The organism is Delftia sp. WSY_16 (assembly GCF_043104415.1).
GTDB classification, from domain to species: Bacteria; Pseudomonadota; Gammaproteobacteria; order Burkholderiales; family Burkholderiaceae_C; genus Comamonas; species Comamonas tsuruhatensis.
Window position 1 is genome coordinate 171,611 of sequence record NZ_JBICKS010000041.1, and the last position, 19,312, is coordinate 190,922.

Sequence of the window (19,312 nt, forward strand, 5' to 3'; positions counted from 1 at the left end):
CGCACTGCACGGGCCGGGCCGCCATGCCGGATACCCCGGCCCGTGCCTGCTCCGCCCCGGGCCTGATGCGCGCTTTCTGCGCCAGGCCTTGCCCGGCCGGGCAGCGCCCGAGTGGGCCACGCCGCAGCGGATTTCGTTTGCCAGGGCGCCTGTTTCACACATTGACCGTTATTTCCAGGAGTTGCCATGCACGCCTCGATTCGCCATTTCCCGTGGGCCGGCCCGGCCCTGCTGTGCACCCTGCTGGGCAGCGGCGGCCTGGCCTGGGCGCTGCCGGGAAGCGGCCCGGCCAACGGGCAGTCGGCAGGGGCTTCCGCTGCGGCGGCTGCACCCGGTACGGCCGCTGCACCTGCTGCAACTGCTGCGCCCAGTTCAGCCGATGCGCCCCTGGTGGTGCGCATTGCCCATGCGGGGCCGGTGTCCGGCCCCATCGCCAGCCTGGGCAAGGATGAGGAAAACGGCGTGCGCATGGCCCTGGACGATCTCAACGCCAAGGGGCTGGAGATCGGCGGGCGCAAGCTGCGCTGGAAGCTGGAGGCCGGCGACGATGGCGGCGACCCCGGCCAGGCCGTGGCCCTGGCCCGGCGCCTGTGCGACAAGAAGGTGGCGGCCGTGGTCGGCCACCTGCAGTCGGGCACCACGCTGCCTGCCACATCCATCTACCACGACTGCGGCATCGTCATGGTCACGCCTGCGGCCAGCAACCCGGCCATCACCCAGTCGGGCTATGACACCACGTACCGCGTGATCGCCGACGACCGCGCCATGGTCGATGCGCTGGTGTCCCACGCCGTGGGCAAGCTGGGCGTCAAGCGCGTGGCCATCATCGATGACCGCTCGGCCTACGGCCAGGGCATCGTGGCGCTGTTCGAGGCCCAGGCGCGCGAGCAGGGCATCGAGATCGTGGACAAGCAGTACACCGGCGACAAGTCCACGGACTTCGTCCCCATCCTCACAGCCATCAAGGGCAAGAAGCCGGACGCCATCTTCTTCGGCGGCCTGGACGCCCAGGCCGGCCCCATGCTCAGGCAGATGGCCCAACTGGCCATGGACAAGGTGCGCCTGCTGGGCGGCGACGGCCTGTGCACGCTGCGCCTGCCCGAGCTGGCGGGCAACACGTCCCCGCTGCGCAATGTGACCTGCGCCGTGGGCGGCAGCCCGCTGGAGCGCATGCCAGGCGGCGCTGCCTGGAAGCAGCGCTACGACCAGCGCTTTGCCGACCAGTACCAGGTCTTCAGCCCCTACGCCTACGACGCCACCATGGTGCTGGCCCAGGCCATGGTGCGGGCCGACTCCATCCGGCCCGACGCCTTTATCCCCTATCTGCGCCAGACCCGGCATGACGGCGTGACGGCGCCGATTGCCTTCACGCCCCAGGGCGAGCTGCAGGCGCCGGTCGTCACGCTCTATCAATATGCGCAGGGCGTGCGCAAGCCGCTGCCCTGACCCCCTGTCGCCCGGACACTGTGACACCTTGACTGCAGAGCACCGTCCACTGCCGCAGGCCGACGACGAGGCCTGGATGCGCGCCGCCCTGGAGCTGGCGCGTGCCGCCGCCCAGGCGGGCGAGGTGCCCGTGGGCGCCATCATCGTCAAGGACGGCGCCATCGTCGGGCGGGGCCGCAACGCGCCCGTGGCCCAGGGCGACCCCACGGCCCATGCCGAGGTGCTGGCGCTGCGCGACGCGGCCGCGCGCCTGGGCAACTACCGGCTGGACGATTGCACGCTCTATGTGACCCTGGAGCCTTGCACCATGTGCAGCGGCGCCATGCTGCATGCGCGGCTGGGCCGCGTGGTCTATGGCGCGGCCGAGCCGCGCACGGGCGCGGCCGGATCGGTGCTGGACGTGTTTGCGCTGCCGCAGATCAACCACCACACGCAGGTGACGCGCGGCGTGCTGGCTGGCGAATGCGCGGCCCTGATGTCGGACTTCTTTCGCACGCGCCGCGCCGAGCAGCGCGCGGCCCAGCCGCATCCGCTCAAGGACACGGCGCTGCGCCATGCGGATTCCACCTTTGGCGACTTTGCCCAGCCGCAGTGGCGCAGCGATCTGCCGGCGCTGGCAGGCCTGCGCCTGGCCGTGGTCGATGAAGGACCGCGCGATGCGCCGCTGACCTGGCTGTGCCTGCACGGCAGCCCGGCATGGGGCCAGCTGTTCCAGCCCATGCTGCCCGGCTGGCTCCAGGCCGGCCATCGCGTGGTGGTCCCCGACCTGCCGGGCTTTGGCCGCAGCGACCAGCCCAAGAAGGAGAAGGCGCACAGCGCGGCCTGGCATGTGCAAGTGCTGCGCGAGCTGGTGCTGGCGCTGGACCTGCGAAGCATCGTGCTGGTCGGCCATGACGATGGCGCGCGCCTGGGCCTGGCCGTAGCGCAGGCCGAGCCCGCCCGTTTTTGCGGCGCCTGGCTCATGAATGCCTGGCCCGCAGGCCCGGCGCCCGATGCCTGCGTGCAATGGTTTGCGCAGGCGGCGCGCAAGCCGTCATGGCCCGTGGGCCGCGCCATGCACGAGGCGGGTGAGGAGGCCGGCGCACAGCCGCAGGCCTGGAACCTGCCGTTTTCCCAACCCGGCCACCGCGCCGCGCTGCAGGCCTGGCCCCGGGTGCAGGCCGAAATGCCGGCCCTGCCGATGGAGTTGCTGGTGCAGTGGAGCCAACAGCAGCGCCTGTGGGTGCAGGGCGGCGAGCACGATGCGCTGCTGCCCGCGCCCGCATGGCGCCAGGCCTGGCTGCAGGCGCTGCCACAGCTGCCGCCAGCGCAGCTGCGCCTATCCCCGTGCGGCCATTGGGTTCCCCTGTGCGCTGCCGGCATGGTGGCCGACGCTGTGGAATACTTCCGCCCGTAGGCCTGCGCCGCCGGCCCCTTGCCGGGGCTGCGCAGCGGCAGGTCCCCGTCTTCACTCCCCTTGCAATATGGAGCATGCCGGCCAGGGCCGGCATGGAACCACCTTGGCCACTTCGCGCAGTTCCCGCTCTTCCAGCACGCCCGGCACACCCAGCACATCCGGCACGCCCCGCAAAAAGGCAGCCGCTGCCGCGCCTGCACCCGTTGATCACGCGCACGAACATGTGCATTCCGCCGACGGCACCTGCTGTGCCCACGGGCACGAGCATCCACATGACGATGGCGCTGCCCACAGCCACGACCACGATCATGGCCATGTGTATGCCGCCGACGGCAGCTGCTGCGGCCATGCGCATGACCAGGGTCCGCGCCATATCTACATCTACTCGCCCGCCGGTGCCGTGCGCGACAAGGCCGGCTTCAAGCGCGGCGTGCGCCGCCTGGAGGCCATGGGCCATCAGGTGGAGATCGATGCCGATGCACTGAGCAGCCACCAGCGCTTTGCAGGCGACGACGCCACGCGCCTGGCGGCCATCGAGCGCGCAGCGGCCAGCGGTGCCGACCTGGCGCTGCCCACGCGCGGCGGCTACGGCCTCACGCGCATCCTGCCGGGCATCAAGTACAAGGCCGTGGCCAAGGCCATCGCAGGCGGCACGCGCTTCGTGGGCCTGAGCGACTTCACGGCGCTGTCGCTGGCCCTGCTGGCCAAGACCGGCGCCACCACCTGGGCCGGCCCGCTGCTGGTGCACGACTTCGGCCGCCCCGACGACGAGGGCGGCGTGGACGACATCATGCTGGACTGCTTCAACGACCTGCTCAGCGGCCAGGGCGAGGGCGCGGGCTGGCAGATGCCGAAGATCGGCCTGCGCGAAGACGGCAAGCCCGTCGTCAAGGATTTCTACATCAGCGGCGGCGCCACGCTGTGGGGCGGCAACCTGGCCGTGCTGGTCTCCCTGCTGGGCACGCCTTACTTCCCGCAGATCAAGGGCGGCATCCTGTTCCTGGAAGACGTGGGCGAGCATCCCTACCGCGTGGAACGCATGCTGACCCAGCTGCTGCATGCCGGCGTGCTGGCCCAGCAAAAGGCCATCGTGTTCGGCCAGTTCAGCGAGTTCAAGCTCAGCTCGCATGACAAGGGCTTCAAGCTGCAGACCGTGATCGACTGGCTGCGCAGCCAGGTCAAGTGCCCCGTGCTGCAGGGCCTGCCCTACGGCCATGTGCCGACCAAGGTGATGCTGCCCGTGGGCGCGCCCGTGTCGCTGTCGGTCGAAGGGCGCGATGCGCTGATCTACTGGGGCCACGTACACTGAGCGGCAAGGAGCAGACGGCATGCTGCAGATGTGGGAGTTCGCGGCCTACCCGCTGCTGGCGCTGATGTTCGTCGGCATCTTCACGCGCGAGGTGATCGCGCCGGCCTCGCGCAACCATTGCGACCGGCGCTGGCTGATCCTGTCCACGCTGCTGGGCCTGGGCACGCTGGCCACCACCTTGGCGGTAGGCCATCTGTTCTCGGACAGCATCCGCCGCCATGCGTTGCTGGACGTGGGCCGGCAATGGCCGGCCTGGGCCGTGGGCGCACTGAGCTTTGTGCTCACCAGCTTTGTCTTTTACTGGTGGCACCGCGCCACGCACCGGTCGGACACGCTGTGGCGCCTGTTCCACCAGCTGCACCACAGCGCGCCGCGCGTGGAGGCGCTCACGGCGTTTTTCGCCCATCCCATGGACACGGCCGCCGCCGTGCTGCTGAGCGCGCTGTCCAGCTACTGGGTGCTGGGGGCCAGCCCGCTGGCTGCCGCCTTCGCCATCGGCCTCACGGGGGCGTTCGACCTGTTCCTGCATGCCGACATCCGCACGCCGCGCTGGCTGGGATACATCGTGCAGCGGCCCGAGATGCACACCGTGCACCACCAGTACGGCCACCATGCGCAGAACTACGGCCTGCCCGTCTGGGACCTGCTGTTCGGCACCTGGGCCAATCCGGCCGAGCGGGCGGAGCGCCTGGGCTTCGATGCCGACAAGGCCGAGCGCGTGACCGACATGCTGCGCTGGCAAGACGTGCACAAGCAGAACTCCCCCTGAGACGCTGCGCGCCTTCCCCCTCTCGCTTCGCGGGGGGACGACAGCCTCGCTGCGGGGCGGCGCGGCCGGCGTAGGCCCTTGCTCGCTGTCCCTTGTCCTTGGCCGCACCAGTTTTTGAGGCTCTGTACGGTGGCGGGGGGGCTGACTGCTATTCGAGGTAGCGGCCGTTTTCCTTGCGGCGGGCGCGCATGCCGGTGCGCAGGAAGAGCACGGTGCCGCCTTGCTCGGCCAGCGGCGCGCGCGTGTCGCCGCACAGGTGGGCGTCCAGGCGCTGGGGCAGGTTCTCCAGCAGGGAGCGGATGGCGGACAGGTCGGTGTCGGCCGCTTCGGGGTGGTCGCGCACGAAGCCTTCAAGGTAGGCGCGGGCATCGGCCTGCAGCTGCTCGCGCGTGGTGGCCAGCGAGACGTAGCTGACGCCGGCCTGGCCCGGCGCCTCGGTTCCCAGCAGGTAGCAGCCTATGTAGTCACCACGGGGCTGGCCCACGGGCGGGTCCTGGCTGAGCTTCTTCAAGAGGCTGAAAGGCCACATTCCTGGTACTTCCTGTTTCTGTCTGGCGCCCTGCATCCATTTGCGCAGGGCGGGCGCTGATTGTCGCCTGAAGGCGGGGCCAGACTTGCTGACGATTCGTCGTGAGCAATGTGAGCAATGGACCAGTTCATATGCTACAAACTGCAACACTACGATATGAAAAAAGGCAGGGGGAAGGGAGAAGAATGGGAATCATGCGAATCCTGAACTCGCGATGGTGGAGCGTGGGCGCCGTGGCGTTGGTCGGCTCGGCCTTGCTGGCCGGTAGCGCGGTGGCCATCTATGCCGTGCGCGTGCAGCCGGTGCTCGACGGACAGCTCACGCTGGCCGGCCTGGAGCAGCCCGTGCGTGTGCGGCGCGACGAGGCCGACATCACCCACATCAGCGCCTTCACGCCGCAGGACCTGTGGCGCGCGCTGGGCCATGTGCATGCGCAGGAGCGCGGCTGGCAGCTGGAGTTCAACCGCCGCCTGATGCACGGCACGCTGTCCGAGATCCTCGGGCCGGCCACGCTGGATACCGACAAGCTCATGCGTGCGCTGGACATACGCGGCGCGGCGCGGCGCCAGTACGCATCCCTGCCCGCCAACGCGCGCGAGGCGCTGCAGGCCTACAGCGAGGGCATCGCGGCCTTCTATGCGGCCCTGCCCATGCGCCAGCATCCGCAGGTGCCCGAATTCATGCTGCTGGGCACCACGCCGGGCGGAGGCGACAGCTCGGCCTGGGCGCCCGAGGACAGCGTGGGCTGGGCGCTGATGATGGCGCTGGACCTGGGCGGCAACTGGGGCAACGAGTTCGCGCGGCTGGCCGCGCTCTCGCAACTGGACACACAGCAGCTGTGGCAGCTGATGCCGCCCTATCCGGGCGAGGCGCCGGCCACCGCCACCGACCTTGCGGCCCTCTACCGGGGCCTGGGCGTGTACCGCCAGGAGGCACAGGCGGCGTCTGCGCCCAAGGTGGCTGCCGCCGGCGAGGCGAGCGATGCCTGGGCCCGCTGGTCCCGCGACATGGTGCGCGATGCGGGCACCAACGACGGCAAGGGCAGCAACAACTGGGTGCTCTCGGGCAGCCGCACGGTCAGCGGCAAGCCCCTGCTGGCCAACGATCCCCATCTGGGCCTGAGCGCGCCCGCCATCTGGTACTACGCGCGCCTGCAGTCGCCCGCCGGCCATGCGCAGGACGGCACGCCGCTGGCGCCCATCGATGTGGTGGGGGCCACCCTGCCGGGCCTGCCCTTCGTGGTGCTGGGGCGCACGCGCGAGGTGGCCTGGGGCTTTACCAACACCAATCCCGATGTGCAGGATCTGTACCTGGAGCAGATCGATCCAGGCAACCCGGGCCGCTACCGCACGCCCGACGGCTGGGCGCCTTTCACCGAGCGCAGCGAGCGCATCAGGGTCAAGGGCCGGGCCGATGTGCAGCTCACGCTGCGCAGCACGCGCCACGGCCCCGTGATCAGCGATGTGCAGCCCCAGTACGAGGCCGTGCTCGACAAGCGCCGCTACGCCGTGGCCCTGCGCTGGGCCGCGCTGGACACCGACAACCTCACCGTGCAGGCCGGCCTGCGCGCCAACGAGGCGCGCAGCGTGGCCCAGCTGTTCGAGGCCTTTGCCGACTACCACTCGCCCATGCAGAGCATCGTCGCGGCCGATGTCCATGGCGACATCGGCTTCAAGGCCGCAGGCCGGGTGCCGCTGCGCGCGGCCGACAACGACCTGCGCGGCGTGGCGCCCGCGCCGGGCTGGGAGGCACGCTACGACTGGCAGGGCTGGCTGCCCTACGACCAGGCCCCGCAGGACGATGGAACGGCGCAGGGCTATCTGGCCACCGCCAACCAGCGCATCACGCGCGAGGGCTATGCCCACTTCCTCACCCAGGACTGGAGCCTGCCGTACCGGCACCAGCGCATCACCGAACTCATCGATGCGAAGGACAGGCACGACGTGGTCAGCATGGCCTCCATCCAGAACGACCAGACCTCGCTGGCCGCCCGCGCCCTGCTGCCGCAAATGCTCAAGGCCCTGGACGAAGCGCCGGCCACACATCCGCTGGCCGGGCAGGCGCGCCGGGTGATGGCGCAGTTCGACGGCCGCATGGATGCCGCGCAGGCCGCGCCCCTGATCTTTGCCGCCTGGGTGGACGAACTCACGCGCGGCCTGGTGATCCCGCGCATTGGCGCCCAGACCTTTGCGGCCACCTATGGCAAGCGCGATTACCGCGCGGGCATCGAAGGCATGCTGGAGCGCCGCGATGGCTGGTGGTGCGCAGCGGCGGGCTGCAGCGCCCAGGTCAGCCAGGCGCTGGACCGGGCGCTGGCGCGCCTGCAGGCCACGCAGGGCAGCGACCTGGGCCGCTGGCGCTGGGGCGCGGTGCATGCGGCCCTGAGCAGCCACCGGCCGCTGGGCAGCGTGGGGCTGCTGGCGGGCATCTTCAATGTCAGCGTGCCTTCGGGCGGTGACAGCTACACCGTCAACGTGGGCCAGTACCTGCCCGGCGATGCCAGGGCGCCGTTCGCCAACCGCCATGCGGCATCGCTGCGCGCCATCTACGACCTGGCCGAGCCCGAGCGCTCGCTGTTCATCTACCAGACCGGCCAAAGCGGCGTGGCCCTGTCCAGCCGCTATGCGGACATGTCTGCCGAATGGGCCGACGGCCGCTACCGGCCGCTGCAGATGGCGCCCGCGCGCTGGCGCCATTCCATGATGCTGCGGCCGCAGTAGGTTGCAGTAGGTTGCATTAGGCTGCAGTAGCGGCGCGCGCAGGCCTCAGGTGCCGAGGAATTGCTCGATCAGCCCGGCCACGGCCGCCGGCTGGTCGTGGTGCAGCATGTGGCCGGCGTCCTGGACCACGGCCGTGCGGCAGTCGGCAATCTGCCCGATGCGCTCGTGGTACTCGGCCAGCGTGTAGCGGTCCTTCCACCACATGCCCAGGCTGTCGTCGCTGGCCTCGATGGCCAGAACGGGTGCGGTGATGGCACGGTACAGGGCCAGGATTTCTTCCACGCGGAACAGCTGCGCGCTGATGAGCTTGTGCGCCGTGTCGCCCAGGATTTCCCAGCGGCCCTGCGCATCGGGCGCCGCCCAGTGGTGGGCCAGCCACAGCGCCTTGTCCTCGGGCAGGCGGCGGTTGGTCTTCATCAGCCGGCGCGCCACGTCCTGCACGCTGTCATAGCTCTTGAGTTCCATGCCGCCGCTGCGCAGCTGGCGCAGCTCGTCCATCCACTGCGCATAGCGCGCAGGCGCCTGGTCTGGCCGGGTGGCCGGCATGCCGAAGCCTTCGAGGTTGACCAGCCGGCGTATGCGCGCAGGCCGCGCGCCCGCATACATCATGGACACGTTGCCGCCCATGCTGTGGCCCACCAGGTCCACGGGCATATCGCCCACCAGGGTGTCCAGCAGATGGTCCAGGTCGCCCAGGTAGTCGGCAAAGTCATGCCGGTCGGCAGGCCATGCCGGCCGGCTCAGGCCGAAGCCGCGCCAGTCCGGCGCGATGATGCGGCGCCCCGCCATGAAGGCCTCGCCAAAGGCATCGACCACGAACTGGTAGGAGGCCGCCACATCCATCCAGCCGTGCACCAGCACCAGCGGCGCCAGCGCGGGATCGCCATCCACGGGCCCCCACTCGCGCACGTGGTACTCCATGGTGCGCACCGGCACCATGCGCGAGCGCCAGGGGCGTGTGGGAGCGTAGATGGGCGCTTCTTCAGCGGCCGTGGCGGGGAGGGAAGAGGGGGCTTGCAGCATCCCGCCGATTATTCCGGTTTGCTGCTGTGCAGCAGTCAGGGGCGGGACAGCGGTTGCGCGGGATTTCCCTGTGGCGGCAGACCCGCAGGTAGTAACCCGAGCGCCGCCGCCGCTGATGCACGGCATCAGAAACAATGATTGGCCGGCCGGGCCGGCGCTGCCTACAGTGGGTTGCAGATCGACCGCACAACAACCCGAAGGAGACAGCAATGCAGCAACGCAGATGGCTGACGGCCGCCATGGCCGCAGGATTGTGGGGCGCCGCCATGGCGGCGCAGGCCGGCACGGTGACGGTGCTGACCTCGTTTCCCAAGGAGCTGACCACGGCCTACCAGAAGGCCTTCGAGGCGGCCAATCCGGGGATCAAGATCGAGATCCTGAACAAGAACACCACGGCCGCCGTGGCCTATGTGCGCGAGCTGCCCGAGGGCCAGCGGCCCGACATCATGTGGGCCAGCGCCCCTGATGCCTTCGAGGTGCTGGCGCGCAACAAGCTGCTGACCGCCGCGCCCGAGACGCGCAATCCGGCCGCGCCCGCCAAGATCGGCAACTACCCACTCAACGACCCGCAGGGCCTGTACTACGGCCAGGCGCTGGCCGGCTACGGAATCATGTGGAACACGCGCTACCTGAAGGCGCACAAGCTGGCGGCGCCCAAGGAGTGGAGCGACCTGACGCGGCCCGAGTACTTCGGCCACATCGCCATCTCCTCGCCCTCGCGCTCGGGCACCACGCAGCTGACGGTGGAGACCATCCTGCAGGGCGAGGGCTGGGACAAGGGCTGGCGCCAGCTGCTGTCCATGATGGGCAACGCCGCCGCCGTGACCGACCGCAGCTTTGCCGTGCCCGATGGCGTGAACAACGGCCAGTACGGCATAGGCATCGTGATCGATTTCTTCGGGCTGGCGGGCAAGTATTCGGGCTTCCCGGTGGACTTCGCCTACCCGGCGATGACGGCTGTGGTGCCGGCCAACATCGCGCTGATCGCGGGCGCCAAGAATGCCGATGAGGCGCGCAAGTTCATGGCCTTCACCATGTCGGTGCCGGGCCAGCAGCTGCTGTTCGACCCCAAGATCAGCCGCCTGCCCATCCTGCCCTACAGCCAGCTCAAGGCGCCGGCCGGCTACCCCGTGCCGCAGGAGGTGGCGCAGCGCGCCAAGGTGCAGTTCGATGCCAATCTGTCCGAGTCGCGCTATGCCGTGGTGATCAGCCTGTTCGACCAGATGGTGACCTTCCGCCTCAAGGAGCTGCAGGCGGCCACGCGCGCCATCCAGGAGGCGCACAAGGCCCTGCAGGCCAAGCCCAATGCCAAGGGGCAGGAGCTGCTGGCCCAGGCGCGCGATATCGCCTACTCGCCGCTGGTGGGCGAAGCCAATGTGAAGGACGAGCAGTTCCTGGAGCTGTTCCGCAAGAGCCGGCGCGATGTGGCCGTGTCCAAGGAGCTGACGGGCCTGGAGCAGATGTGGGCCGACAAGGCGCGTGCCAACTACGAGCGCGCAGGCAAGCTGGCCGCCGAGGCGCGCGGCCTGGCCCGGTAAGTGGCGGGCGCAGGGGCCCGGCACCGGGCGCCTGCATGCACTCCCCTTGGCAGTCTCTTTCGCTGCGGAGCATTCGCATGAGCATCGATTCCATGGCGGCGCCCGGCGCCGCCCCCCTTGCTGCGCGCGCACGGCGCATTCCGTCGGGCTGGGGGCCGTGGCTGGCCTTCGCGCTGATCCTGGCCTTTTTGCTGGCCTTTCTCATCGTGCCCGTGGGCATGGTGGTCTACACCGCCTTCGTCAATGAAGGCGGCGGGCTCACGCTGGGGCACTTCGGCAATTTCTTCGGCCAGACCGTCTTCCGCGAGTCGTTCTTCAACAGCCTGGGCGTGTCCCTGGCCAGCGTGTTCTTCTCCAGCCTGATCGCCGTGCCGCTGGCCTACCTGACGGTGCGCTTCGAGTTCCGGGGCGCGCTGCTGATACAGACGCTGGGCGTGCTGCCGCTGATCATGCCGCCCTTCGTGGGGGCGGTGGCGCTGCAGCTGATCTTCGGGCGCAGCGGCTCGGTCAACCTGCTGCTGGACGACTGGTTCGGCTTCACCGTGCCCATCATGGAGGGGCTGACGGGCGTGATCTTCGTGGAGAGCATCCACTACTTCCCGTTCATCCTGCTCAACCTCGTGGCGGCCATGCGCAATATCGACGGGGCCATGGAGGAGTCGGCGCTGAACCTGGGCTCGCGTGGATTCCGGCTGTTCCGGCGCGTGATCTTTCCGCTGGCCATGCCCGGCTACCTGGCGGGCGCGGCCCTGGTGTTCGTCAAGGTGTTCGACGACCTGGGCACGCCGCTGGTGATGGGCGTGACCAATATGCTGGCGCCCCAGGCCTATCTGCGCATCACCTCGGTGGGGCTCGATGATCCGCTGGGCTATGTGATCAGCGTGATCATGATCGCGTTCTCCATCGTTGCCCTGTGGCTGGCCGCGCGGGTGATGAAGGGCAAGGACTACGCCACGCTGCAAAAGGGCGGCAGCGCGCTGCAAAAGCGCCGGCTGTCGGCCTGGGAGGCGCTGCTGGCCTATGGCTGGATCGCCCTGGTGCTGCTGGTGGTGCTGGCGCCGCACATCGGCATCTTGCTGATGTCCTTCTCCAAGGTCTGGAGCTTCTCGGTGCTGCCCGACAGCTATACGCTGGAGCACTACGCCACGGTGTTCACCGACTCGGGCTACATGATCGGCAACACGCTGCTGTACTGCCTGATGGCAGCGGGCATCGACGTGGTGATCGGCACCGCCATCGCCTACCTGATCCTGCGCACCCGGCTGCCTGCCCGGCAGTGGCTGGACTACCTGGCCTCGGTGGCGCTGGCGATTCCGGGGCTGGTGCTGGCCATCGGCTACCTGCGGCTGTTCAAGGGCGTGAACCTGCCCTTCACCGACACACCCATCGTCACCACCTGGGTGCTGATCATGCTGGCCTATGCGGTGCGGCGGCTGCCGTATGCGCTGCGCTCGTGCATGGCGGCGCTGCAGCAGGTGCACATCTCGCTGGAGGAGGCCGCGCAAAGCCTGGGCGCGGGCCGCACCAGCGTGATACGGCGCGTGATGGTGCCGCTGATGGCCGGCGGCATCCTGGCCGGCTTCGTCACCAGCTTCATCACGGCGGCGGTGGAGCTGTCGGCCACCATCATGCTGGCCTCGGCCCAGAGCCAGGCGCCCATGAGCTACGGCATCTACCTGTACATGCAAAGCATCTCGGGGCGCGGGCCCGGTGCGGCATTGGGCGTGCTGGCCGTGGTCGTGGTCGGCCTGGGCACGTATTTCTCGCACCGCTTCGTGGAGCGCTCGCGCGCCACCGTGCAATCGACTTCGGAGTGAACCGCCATGCACCTGGACCCTGTCTCCCTCGAATGCAGGCACATCAGCCTGAGCTACGGCAGCAACGAAGTGCTGCGCGACGTCAACCTCAAGATCGAGCCCGGTGAGTTCTTCGCGCTGCTGGGGCCTTCGGGCTCGGGCAAGTCCACGCTGCTGCGGCTGATCGCGGGCTTCAACCGGCACCAGCGCGGCGAGCTGCTGGTGGGCGGGCAGGACATCACGGGCGTGCCGCCGCATGCGCGCAACATCGGCATGGTGTTCCAGAACTACGCGCTGTGGCCGCACATGACGGTGTACGACAACGTGGCCTTCGGCCTGGTCGAGCGCCGCGAAAGCCGCGACACCATCCGCCGCAAGGTGGGCGAAGTGCTGGAGCTGGTGGGCCTGTCGCAGTACGCGCAGCGCCGCCCGGGCCAGCTGTCGGGCGGGCAGCAGCAGCGCGTGGCGCTGGCGCGCACCGTGGTGATCGCGCCCAAGCTGCTGCTGCTGGACGAGCCGCTGTCCAACCTCGACAAGCAGCTGCGCGTGCAGATGCGCGAGGAACTGCGCAGCCTGCAGCGCAAGCTGGGCCTGACCACCATCTTCGTCACCCACGACCAGGAAGAGGCCATGACCACGGCCGACCGCATGGCCGTGCTCGACAAGGGCGTGCTGCAGCAGGTAGGCTCGGCGGCGGGGCTGTACGACTATCCGGCCAACCGCTTCGTGGCGGGCTTTGTCGGCACGGCCAATGTGCTGGAGGGCGAGGTGCTGCCGACGATAGGCGAGTCGCTGGTCTTCAAGGTGCCGGGCCTGGGCACGCTGACCCTGCCGCGCCCGGCCCAGCCGCCCGTGCCGGGGCGTGCGGCGCTGGCCTTCCGGCCGCACCAGGTGCAGATTGCGGTGCGCGACGATGCGGGCGATGCCTCGCGTGTGTGGGTGGAAGGGCAGATCGAGAGCGCCGAATTCCTGGGCGAGTTCTCGCGCTACCGCGTGCGCGTGGGCGAGGTGGCCGTGGTCGCCGACCAGGCGCACTACGCGGGCATTGCCATGTTCCCCATGGGCATGCCGGTGCGCCTGGGCATCGAGCCCACGCAGCTGCGCTACCTCGATGAGTGAACGATGAGACGGCTAGGGATGTTCCCTGAAACCCGGGCCTGCCCGGGCCGCAGGCCCTGGCGCCTGCGCTAGGCTGGCCGCCCATGGAGATGTATCAGCTGCGCGCCTACGTCACGGCGGCCACGCTGGGCAGCGTCACGCGCACGGCCGAGGCCCTGCACCTGACCCAGCCCGCCATCACGGCCCAGATCAAGGCGCTGGAGGAAGAGCTGGGCGTGGCGCTGTTCGACCGGCGCCCGGGCCGCATCAGCCTCACGCGGGCCGGCGAGGCCCTGATGGAGCCCGCCCGGCAGGTGCTGGATGCGGCAGGACGGCTGCAGGGCCAGGCCCGCGAGCTGCAGGGCGAGGTCACCGGCCAGCTGCTGCTGGGCACGGTGGCCGACCCCGAGGCGCTGCGCCTGGGCTCGCTGCTGCATGGCCTGGTGGAGGCGCTGCCGCTGCTGGACATCAAGACACGCCAGGGCTGGGCCGAGGAGCTGCGCGCGCAGGTCGCGGCCGGCGGCCTGCAGGGCGCGTTCTACATCGGCGCCCACATGCCGCGCGACCTGGGCGCGCTGGTGCTGCAGACACTGCACTACCGCGTGGCGGCGCCGCCCGCGCTGCGCGAGCGCGTCCTGCAATCGGGCTGGAAGGACCTGGCGCAACTGCCCTGGATCGGTGCGCCCGCGCAGCACCATGAGCAGGCCCTGCTGCTGGCGCTGTTCGCCCGCCAGGGGCTGAGCCCCAATCAGATCGTGGAAAGCGATGCCGCCGCCGCGCCCGAGAGCCTGGTGCGCGCCGGCCTGGGCCTGGCGCTGCTGCGCGAGGACCGCGCCCTGGCCGCGGCCGAGCATGGCTGCGTGGCCATCTGGCCGCATGCGCGCGTGTCGGCGCAGCTGGGCTTCATCCACCCGCGCGAGGCCGAGCACGACCCGGCCCTGGTGGCCACGCTGTCGCAGCTGCGCAGGGTCTGGGGGCTGACCGAGGTTCAGGCGGCGGCGCCGCCGCCGGCCTGAGGGGTGCCTGCCTGGACGATGGCCTCGACCAGCGCATCGAGGCTGCCCTGGCGTTCCTGCTCGCCCACCTCGAACAGCTCCAGCACGCCGGTGCCGCGCAGGATGGCGAAGGCCATGGCCGCAAAGCCCTGGGGGCGGGGATGGTGGGCCGCGATCTCGGGGAAGACGTCCAGGAAGCGGGTGTAGAACACGCTGTCCACATGTACCCGGCGCGCGTCCACGCGGTCGAACAGCGAGGGGGAGGCCTTGCAGCCGAAGAACATGCTCCAGGCCGCCTGGTAGTTGGCCGCGCCGAAGATGTTGTCCCAGGCCAGGGTGACGAAGGCCTCGGCACGCTCGCGCAGGGGCAGGGCCTTGTCGGGCCAGACCGTGCCCTGGTCGCTCAGCGGCTCCATGACCTCGATGACCAGCCGCTCCATCAGCGCATCGCGGCTCTCGAAGTGGTGCTGCAGCGCGCCCAGCGACACATCGGCGCCGCGCGCGATGGCCTGCAGCGTGGCGCTCTTGAAGCCGCCCTCGCGCAGCAGCGCCAGGGCGGAGTCGATGATCTTGCGTTGCGTTGTCTCCACACGCTCGGTCTGCGGCGTGCGTGCGCGCCGCTGCGTGGCGGACGTCGTCATGTTCTGGGCTCCAGAGGGCAAAAAAATAATAGTAGATTGTTTTTGTTTGTTGCGGGCGTTCAACCGTTGCCGGAGTGCGGCATGGCGGGCGGCAATGCGTCGATCGCCTTCGCTACTCCTTCTTTTTGGGCTTGTCCATAGGGATAAATTACAAGAAATAATAATTTATTGTTTTTTATAGTTGATACCCATCAACAAGGGGCGCACAAGGCCCCGCATTCCAACAGGCACCCCACGAGGAGACATTGCCGTGAAGACCACCGAAGTGTTCCAACCCCTGCGCCGCCGCGCGCCTTGCTGAGAGCCGGAGCACCCCCTTGATGCACAGTTCTTCTTCGCAGGGCCATCTGGAGCGCAGGCTCAAGAACCGCCATATCCAGCTCATCGCGCTGGGCGGCACCATCGGCACGGGCCTGTTCCTGGGCTCGGCCGGCATCATCGAGCTGGCCGGCCCGTCCGTGCTGCTCGGCTACGCCATTGGCGGGCTGATCATCTTTTTCATCATGCGTTTCCTGGGCGAGATGCTGGTCGAGGAGCCCAACGCGGGCTCGTTCAGCTATTTCGCCAACCGCTACCTGGGCCGCTTCGCGGGCTTTCTGGCGGGCTGGAACTGTGTGGCGCTGTATGTGCTGGTGGGCATGCTGGAGCTGACGGCCGCAGGCAAGTTCATCCAGTTCTGGTGGCCCGGCATACCCACCTGGGTGACGGCGGCGGTGTTCTTCGTGCTGATCAACGGCGTGAACTTCATCAACGTCAAGGCCTATGGCGAGTTCGAGTTCTGGTTCGCGCTGATCAAGATCGTGGCCGTGATGGCCATGATCGGCGCAGGCCTGTATTTGCTGTTCAGCGCCGACCGGCCCGAGCAGACCGTGCGCAACCTGTGGACGCACGGCGGCTTCTTTCCCAACGGCTTCTCAGGCCTGGTGATGGCCTTCGCCTTCATCATGTTCGCCTTCGGTGGCGTGGAGATGCTGGGCTTCGCGGCGGCCGAGACCGACCAGCCGCGCACCGTCATCCCCAAGGCCGTGAACCAGCTGATCTACCGCGTGCTGGTGTTCTACATCGGCTCCATGGCCGTGCTGATGTCGCTGATGCCCTGGACCGACCTGCTGGGCCAGCTCAAGGCCGGCGGCGACACCTACAGCAGCAGTCCCTTCGTGCTGGTGTTCTCGGGCCTGGGCGAGAACGTGGCCGCCCACCTGCTGAACTTCGTGATCCTCACGGCCACGCTGTCGGTCTACAACAGCATGGTCTACAGCAACAGCCGCCTGCTGTACGGCATGGCCAACGAAGGCAATGCGCCGCGTTCGCTGATGCAGGTCAACCGCCGCGGCGTGCCGGTGCGGGCCATCGTCTATCCGGCCATCTTCACGGCGCTGGCCATCGTGCTGAACTATGTGGCGCCGGCCGGCGTGCTGGAGTTGCTGATGTCGCTGATCGTGGCGGCGCTGGTGATTACCTGGACCATCATCATCGTGGCGCACTGGCGCTTTCGCCGGGCCCATGCGGCACGCGGGACCGTGCTGGGCTTTCCCGCACCGGCCGCGCCGCTGACCAATGCCATCTGCCTGGCCGCCATGGCCCTGGTGGTGGGCGTGATGCTGCTGACACCGTCGGTGCGGTCCTCCGCGCTGGCCATTCCGATCTGGGTCCTGGTGGTCTACGGGGCCTATCGCCTCGTGTTCCGCCAACGTCCCACGCCTGTGCTGGAATCCGTACTGGAACCCGCGCACATCCCCCGTTGAAACCTTCAAGGAGAACCAACCATGGCAGACCTGTTCGACAACCCGATGGGCCTGATGGGCTTCGAATTCGTGGAATTCGCATCGCCCACGCCCGGCGTGCTGGAGCCGCTGTTCGAGAAGCTGGGCTTCACGCTGGTGGCCAGGCACCGTTCCAAGAACGTGCTGCTGTACCGCCAGGGAGGCATCAACTTCATCATCAACAATGAGCCGGGGCAGGCCGCCTATTTCGCTGCCGAGCACGGCGCCTCGGCCTGCGGCCTGGCCTTCCGCGTCAAGGATGCGCACCAGGCCTACAAGCGCGCGCTGGAGCTGGGCGCGCAGCCGGTGGAGATCCCCACGGGTCCCATGGAGCTGCGCCTGCCGGCCATCAAGGGCATCGGCGGCGCGCCGCTGTACCTGATCGACCGCTTCGACGAAGGCAAGTCCATCTATGACATCGACTTCGAGTTCCTGCCCGGCGTGGACCGCAACCCCAAGGGCCACGGCTTCCAGGTGGTGGACCACCTGACGCACAACGTCTACCGCGGCCGCATGACCTACTGGGCGGACTTCTACAGCAAGCTGTTCAATTTCCGTGAGATCCGCTACTTCGACATCTCGGGCGAGTACACCGGCCTGGCCTCCAAGGCCATGACGGCGCCCGACGGCCTGATCCGCATCCCGCTGAACGAGGAATCGCGCCAGGGCGGCGGCCAGATCGAGGAGTTCCTCATGCAGTTCAACGGCGAGGGCATCCAGCACATCGCGCTGCTGACGGACAACCTGCTGGACTCCATCGACCAGCTGCAGATGGCCGGCATTCCGCTGCTGACCGCGCCCAACGACATCTACTACCAGAACCTGGAAGGCCGCCTGCCCGGCCACGGCCAGCCCGTGGGCGAGCTGCAGGCACGCGGCATCCTGCTGGACGGCACGACCGAGGGCGGCCAGCCGCGCCTGCTGCTGCAGATCTTCTCCCAGCCCATGCTGGGGCCCGTGTTCTTCGAGTTCATCGAGCGCAAGGGCAACTACCGCGAGGGCTTCGGCGAAGGCAATTTCAAGGCCCTGTTCGAGTCCATGGAGCGCGACCAGATCAACCGCGGCGTGCTGCAGGCCGAGGCACCGCAGGGCGCCTGATACCGACGGACGCAGCGCGCCCGCCCGGCCCTGGCCGGGTGGGCGCGCTGTCGTCAGGGTAAACACGGGCGGCCCTACACTCGGTGCCCATGAATTCCCCCTCGATGCAACCGGTGGCGCTCGGTCAAAGCGCATTGCAAGTCAGCCCCATCTGCCTGGGCACCATGACGTTCGGCGAGCAGGTCGGCGAGGCCGAGGCCTTTGCCATCATGGACCGCGCGCTGGAACGCGGCGTGGACTTCTTCGACACGGCCGAGATGTATGCCGTGCCCGCACGCGCCGAAACCTGCGGCGCCACCGAAACCATCATCGGCCGCTGGTTCGCCCAGCGCCCTGGCGCGCGCGCCAAGGTCGTGCTGGCCACCAAGGTGGCCGGTCCTTCGCGGGGCATGCCCTGGGTGCGCGAGGGCAAGGGCATGACGGCGGCCGACATCGCCGCCTCCTGCGAAGGCAGCCTGCGCCGCCTGGGCACGGACGTGATCGACCTCTACCAGATCCACTGGCCCGAGCGCAATGTGCCGGCCTTCGGCCAGCTGTACTACGACCCGTCCAAGGAAAGCTCGCAGACCGGCATCCATGAGCAGCTCGAGGCGCTGGGCCGCCTGGTCCGTGAAGGCAAGGTGCGCCACATCGGCCTGTCCAACGAAACGCCCTGGGGCGTGCACGAATTCGTGCGCCTGGCCGAGCAGCACGGCCTGCCGCGCGTGGCCTCGGTGCAGAACGCCTACTGCCTGCTCAACCGCAGCTGGGAAAATGGCATGGACGAAAGCTGCCACCGCCTGGGTGTCTCGCTGCTGGCCTATTCGCCGCTGGCCTTCGGCCTGCTCACGGGCAAGTTCGACGTGCATGCGCCCACCGATCCCGCTGCGCCGCAGGCCGCACGCATTGCGCGCTACGAGTCCGTGCGCAAGCAGCGCTGGGGCCGGCCCGAAGCCCTGGCCGCCGCGCGCCGCTACAACGCGCTGGCGCGCGAGCACGGCATGACGCCCACGCAGCTGGCGCTGGCGTTTTGCTACACCAAGTGGCAGGTGGCCAGCACCATCATCGGCGTGACCTCGGTGGCCCAGCTCGATGAGGACCTGAACGCCTGGGGCACGCAACTGTCGCCCGAACTGCTGTCGGCCATCGACGCCATCCGCTGGGAAGTGCGCGACCCTGCGCAATAGGCCTCGGCCCTGCGCAATAGGCCTA

Annotated in this window: 15 protein-coding genes; 12 read left to right on the top strand and 3 right to left on the bottom strand. The window is 68.9% G+C overall.

All coding sequences use genetic code 11. From position 1 onward, the window contains the following. The first annotated feature begins 186 nt into the window (after positions 1–186). The 4 genes from ACF8O7_RS25500 to ACF8O7_RS25515 all read left to right on the top strand — a co-directional run bounded on the left by ACF8O7_RS25500 (position 187) and on the right by ACF8O7_RS25515 (position 4,920). Entirely contained in the window at positions 187–1,446 is a 1,260-nt protein-coding gene (locus ACF8O7_RS25500) for a branched-chain amino acid ABC transporter substrate-binding protein (protein WP_392444600.1), read from the top strand. Then, a complete protein-coding gene (tadA, locus tag ACF8O7_RS25505; RefSeq protein WP_392444603.1) occupies positions 1,415–2,842 on the top strand; it encodes a tRNA adenosine(34) deaminase TadA in 1,428 nt (475 codons plus the stop codon). The genes ACF8O7_RS25500 and tadA overlap by 32 nt, the downstream gene beginning before the upstream one ends. Before the next feature lie 316 nt (positions 2,843–3,158). Then, on the top strand, positions 3,159–4,151 hold the full coding sequence (locus ACF8O7_RS25510; protein ID WP_392444626.1) for an LD-carboxypeptidase: 993 nt from the start codon (positions 3,159–3,161) through the stop codon (positions 4,149–4,151). A 19-nt stretch (positions 4,152–4,170) separates the two neighbouring features. Continuing rightward, entirely contained in the window at positions 4,171–4,920 is a 750-nt protein-coding gene (locus tag ACF8O7_RS25515) for a sterol desaturase family protein (protein WP_392444606.1), read from the top strand. 148 nt (positions 4,921–5,068) lie between these two features. Here ACF8O7_RS25515 and ACF8O7_RS25520 read toward each other — a convergent pair whose 3' ends face one another. Further along, positions 5,069–5,449 (bottom strand): hypothetical protein, encoded by a 381-nt coding sequence (locus ACF8O7_RS25520; RefSeq protein ID WP_016449227.1) that lies wholly within the window; start codon positions 5,447–5,449, stop codon positions 5,069–5,071. A gap of 185 nt (positions 5,450–5,634) precedes the next feature. On the opposite strand from ACF8O7_RS25520, the gene ACF8O7_RS25525 reads away from it, so the two are divergent. Continuing rightward, positions 5,635–8,169: a penicillin acylase family protein gene (locus tag ACF8O7_RS25525; RefSeq protein ID WP_244387945.1), complete on the top strand. Its 2,535-nt coding sequence runs from the start codon at positions 5,635–5,637 to the stop codon at positions 8,167–8,169. A gap of 45 nt (positions 8,170–8,214) precedes the next feature. Here the strand turns inward: ACF8O7_RS25525 and ACF8O7_RS25530 are convergent, their stop codons facing one another. Next, entirely contained in the window at positions 8,215–9,192 is a 978-nt protein-coding gene (locus ACF8O7_RS25530) for an alpha/beta fold hydrolase (protein ID WP_392444609.1), read from the bottom strand. A 209-nt stretch (positions 9,193–9,401) separates the two neighbouring features. Between ACF8O7_RS25530 and ACF8O7_RS25535 the strand changes: the two genes are divergently transcribed. The 4 genes from ACF8O7_RS25535 to ACF8O7_RS25550 all read left to right on the top strand — a co-directional run bounded on the left by ACF8O7_RS25535 (position 9,402) and on the right by ACF8O7_RS25550 (position 14,640). Beyond that, the gene (locus tag ACF8O7_RS25535; RefSeq protein ID WP_013801562.1) at positions 9,402–10,730 is read left to right on the top strand and encodes an ABC transporter substrate-binding protein; all 1,329 of its coding nucleotides are present in this window, start codon (positions 9,402–9,404) and stop codon (positions 10,728–10,730) included. A 77-nt stretch (positions 10,731–10,807) separates the two neighbouring features. Beyond that, positions 10,808–12,547, top strand: a complete 1,740-nt coding sequence (locus ACF8O7_RS25540; RefSeq protein ID WP_392444612.1) for an ABC transporter permease — start codon at positions 10,808–10,810, stop codon at positions 12,545–12,547. A 6-nt stretch (positions 12,548–12,553) separates the two neighbouring features. Beyond that, entirely contained in the window at positions 12,554–13,645 is a 1,092-nt protein-coding gene (locus ACF8O7_RS25545; RefSeq protein ID WP_012206598.1) for an ABC transporter ATP-binding protein, read from the top strand. A gap of 83 nt (positions 13,646–13,728) precedes the next feature. After that, on the top strand, positions 13,729–14,640 hold the full coding sequence (locus ACF8O7_RS25550) for a LysR family transcriptional regulator (protein ID WP_016451411.1): 912 nt from the start codon (positions 13,729–13,731) through the stop codon (positions 14,638–14,640). Here ACF8O7_RS25550 and ACF8O7_RS25555 read toward each other — a convergent pair. After that, entirely contained in the window at positions 14,613–15,260 is a 648-nt protein-coding gene (locus ACF8O7_RS25555; protein ID WP_016449233.1) for a TetR/AcrR family transcriptional regulator, read from the bottom strand. The two genes, ACF8O7_RS25550 and ACF8O7_RS25555, sit on opposite strands and share 28 nt — an antisense overlap. Positions 15,261–15,580: 320 nt before the next feature. On the opposite strand from ACF8O7_RS25555, the gene ACF8O7_RS25560 reads away from it, so the two are divergent. The 3 genes from ACF8O7_RS25560 (at position 15,581) to ACF8O7_RS25570 (ending at position 19,287) form a co-directional block, all read left to right on the top strand. Beyond that, complete coding sequence (locus ACF8O7_RS25560; protein ID WP_151019897.1) at positions 15,581–17,005, top strand: amino acid permease; 1,425 nt, start codon at positions 15,581–15,583, stop codon at positions 17,003–17,005. Between the two features lie 21 nt (positions 17,006–17,026). Further along, complete coding sequence (gene hppD, locus ACF8O7_RS25565) at positions 17,027–18,121, top strand: 4-hydroxyphenylpyruvate dioxygenase (protein WP_016449235.1); 1,095 nt, start codon at positions 17,027–17,029, stop codon at positions 18,119–18,121. A gap of 104 nt (positions 18,122–18,225) precedes the next feature. Further along, positions 18,226–19,287: an aldo/keto reductase gene (locus ACF8O7_RS25570; protein WP_026062059.1), complete on the top strand. Its 1,062-nt coding sequence runs from the start codon at positions 18,226–18,228 to the stop codon at positions 19,285–19,287. Positions 19,288–19,312: the final 25 nt, after the last annotated feature.

Bases quoted from the DNA above. Each gene is read 5' to 3' on its own strand.
- ACF8O7_RS25520 (WP_016449227.1), bottom strand. From the start codon at position 5,449: ATGTGGCCTTTCAGCCTCTTGAAGAAGCTCAGCCAGGACCCGCCCGTG.
- ACF8O7_RS25555 (WP_016449233.1), bottom strand. From the start codon at position 15,260: ATGACGACGTCCGCCACGCAGCGGCGCGCACGCACGCCGCAGACCGAG.
- ACF8O7_RS25540 (WP_392444612.1), top strand. From the start codon at position 10,808: ATGAGCATCGATTCCATGGCGGCGCCCGGCGCCGCCCCCCTTGCTGCG.
- ACF8O7_RS25515 (WP_392444606.1), top strand. From the start codon at position 4,171: ATGCTGCAGATGTGGGAGTTCGCGGCCTACCCGCTGCTGGCGCTGATG.
- ACF8O7_RS25525 (WP_244387945.1), top strand. From the start codon at position 5,635: ATGGGAATCATGCGAATCCTGAACTCGCGATGGTGGAGCGTGGGCGCC.
- ACF8O7_RS25570 (WP_026062059.1), top strand. From the start codon at position 18,226: ATGCAACCGGTGGCGCTCGGTCAAAGCGCATTGCAAGTCAGCCCCATC.
- tadA (WP_392444603.1), top strand. From the start codon at position 1,415: ATGCGCAGGGCGTGCGCAAGCCGCTGCCCTGACCCCCTGTCGCCCGGA.
- hppD (WP_016449235.1), top strand. From the start codon at position 17,027: ATGGCAGACCTGTTCGACAACCCGATGGGCCTGATGGGCTTCGAATTC.
- ACF8O7_RS25545 (WP_012206598.1), top strand. From the start codon at position 12,554: ATGCACCTGGACCCTGTCTCCCTCGAATGCAGGCACATCAGCCTGAGC.
- ACF8O7_RS25500 (WP_392444600.1), top strand. From the start codon at position 187: ATGCACGCCTCGATTCGCCATTTCCCGTGGGCCGGCCCGGCCCTGCTG.
- ACF8O7_RS25550 (WP_016451411.1), top strand. From the start codon at position 13,729: ATGGAGATGTATCAGCTGCGCGCCTACGTCACGGCGGCCACGCTGGGC.
- ACF8O7_RS25560 (WP_151019897.1), top strand. From the start codon at position 15,581: ATGCACAGTTCTTCTTCGCAGGGCCATCTGGAGCGCAGGCTCAAGAAC.
- ACF8O7_RS25530 (WP_392444609.1), bottom strand. From the start codon at position 9,192: ATGCTGCAAGCCCCCTCTTCCCTCCCCGCCACGGCCGCTGAAGAAGCG.
- ACF8O7_RS25535 (WP_013801562.1), top strand. From the start codon at position 9,402: ATGCAGCAACGCAGATGGCTGACGGCCGCCATGGCCGCAGGATTGTGG.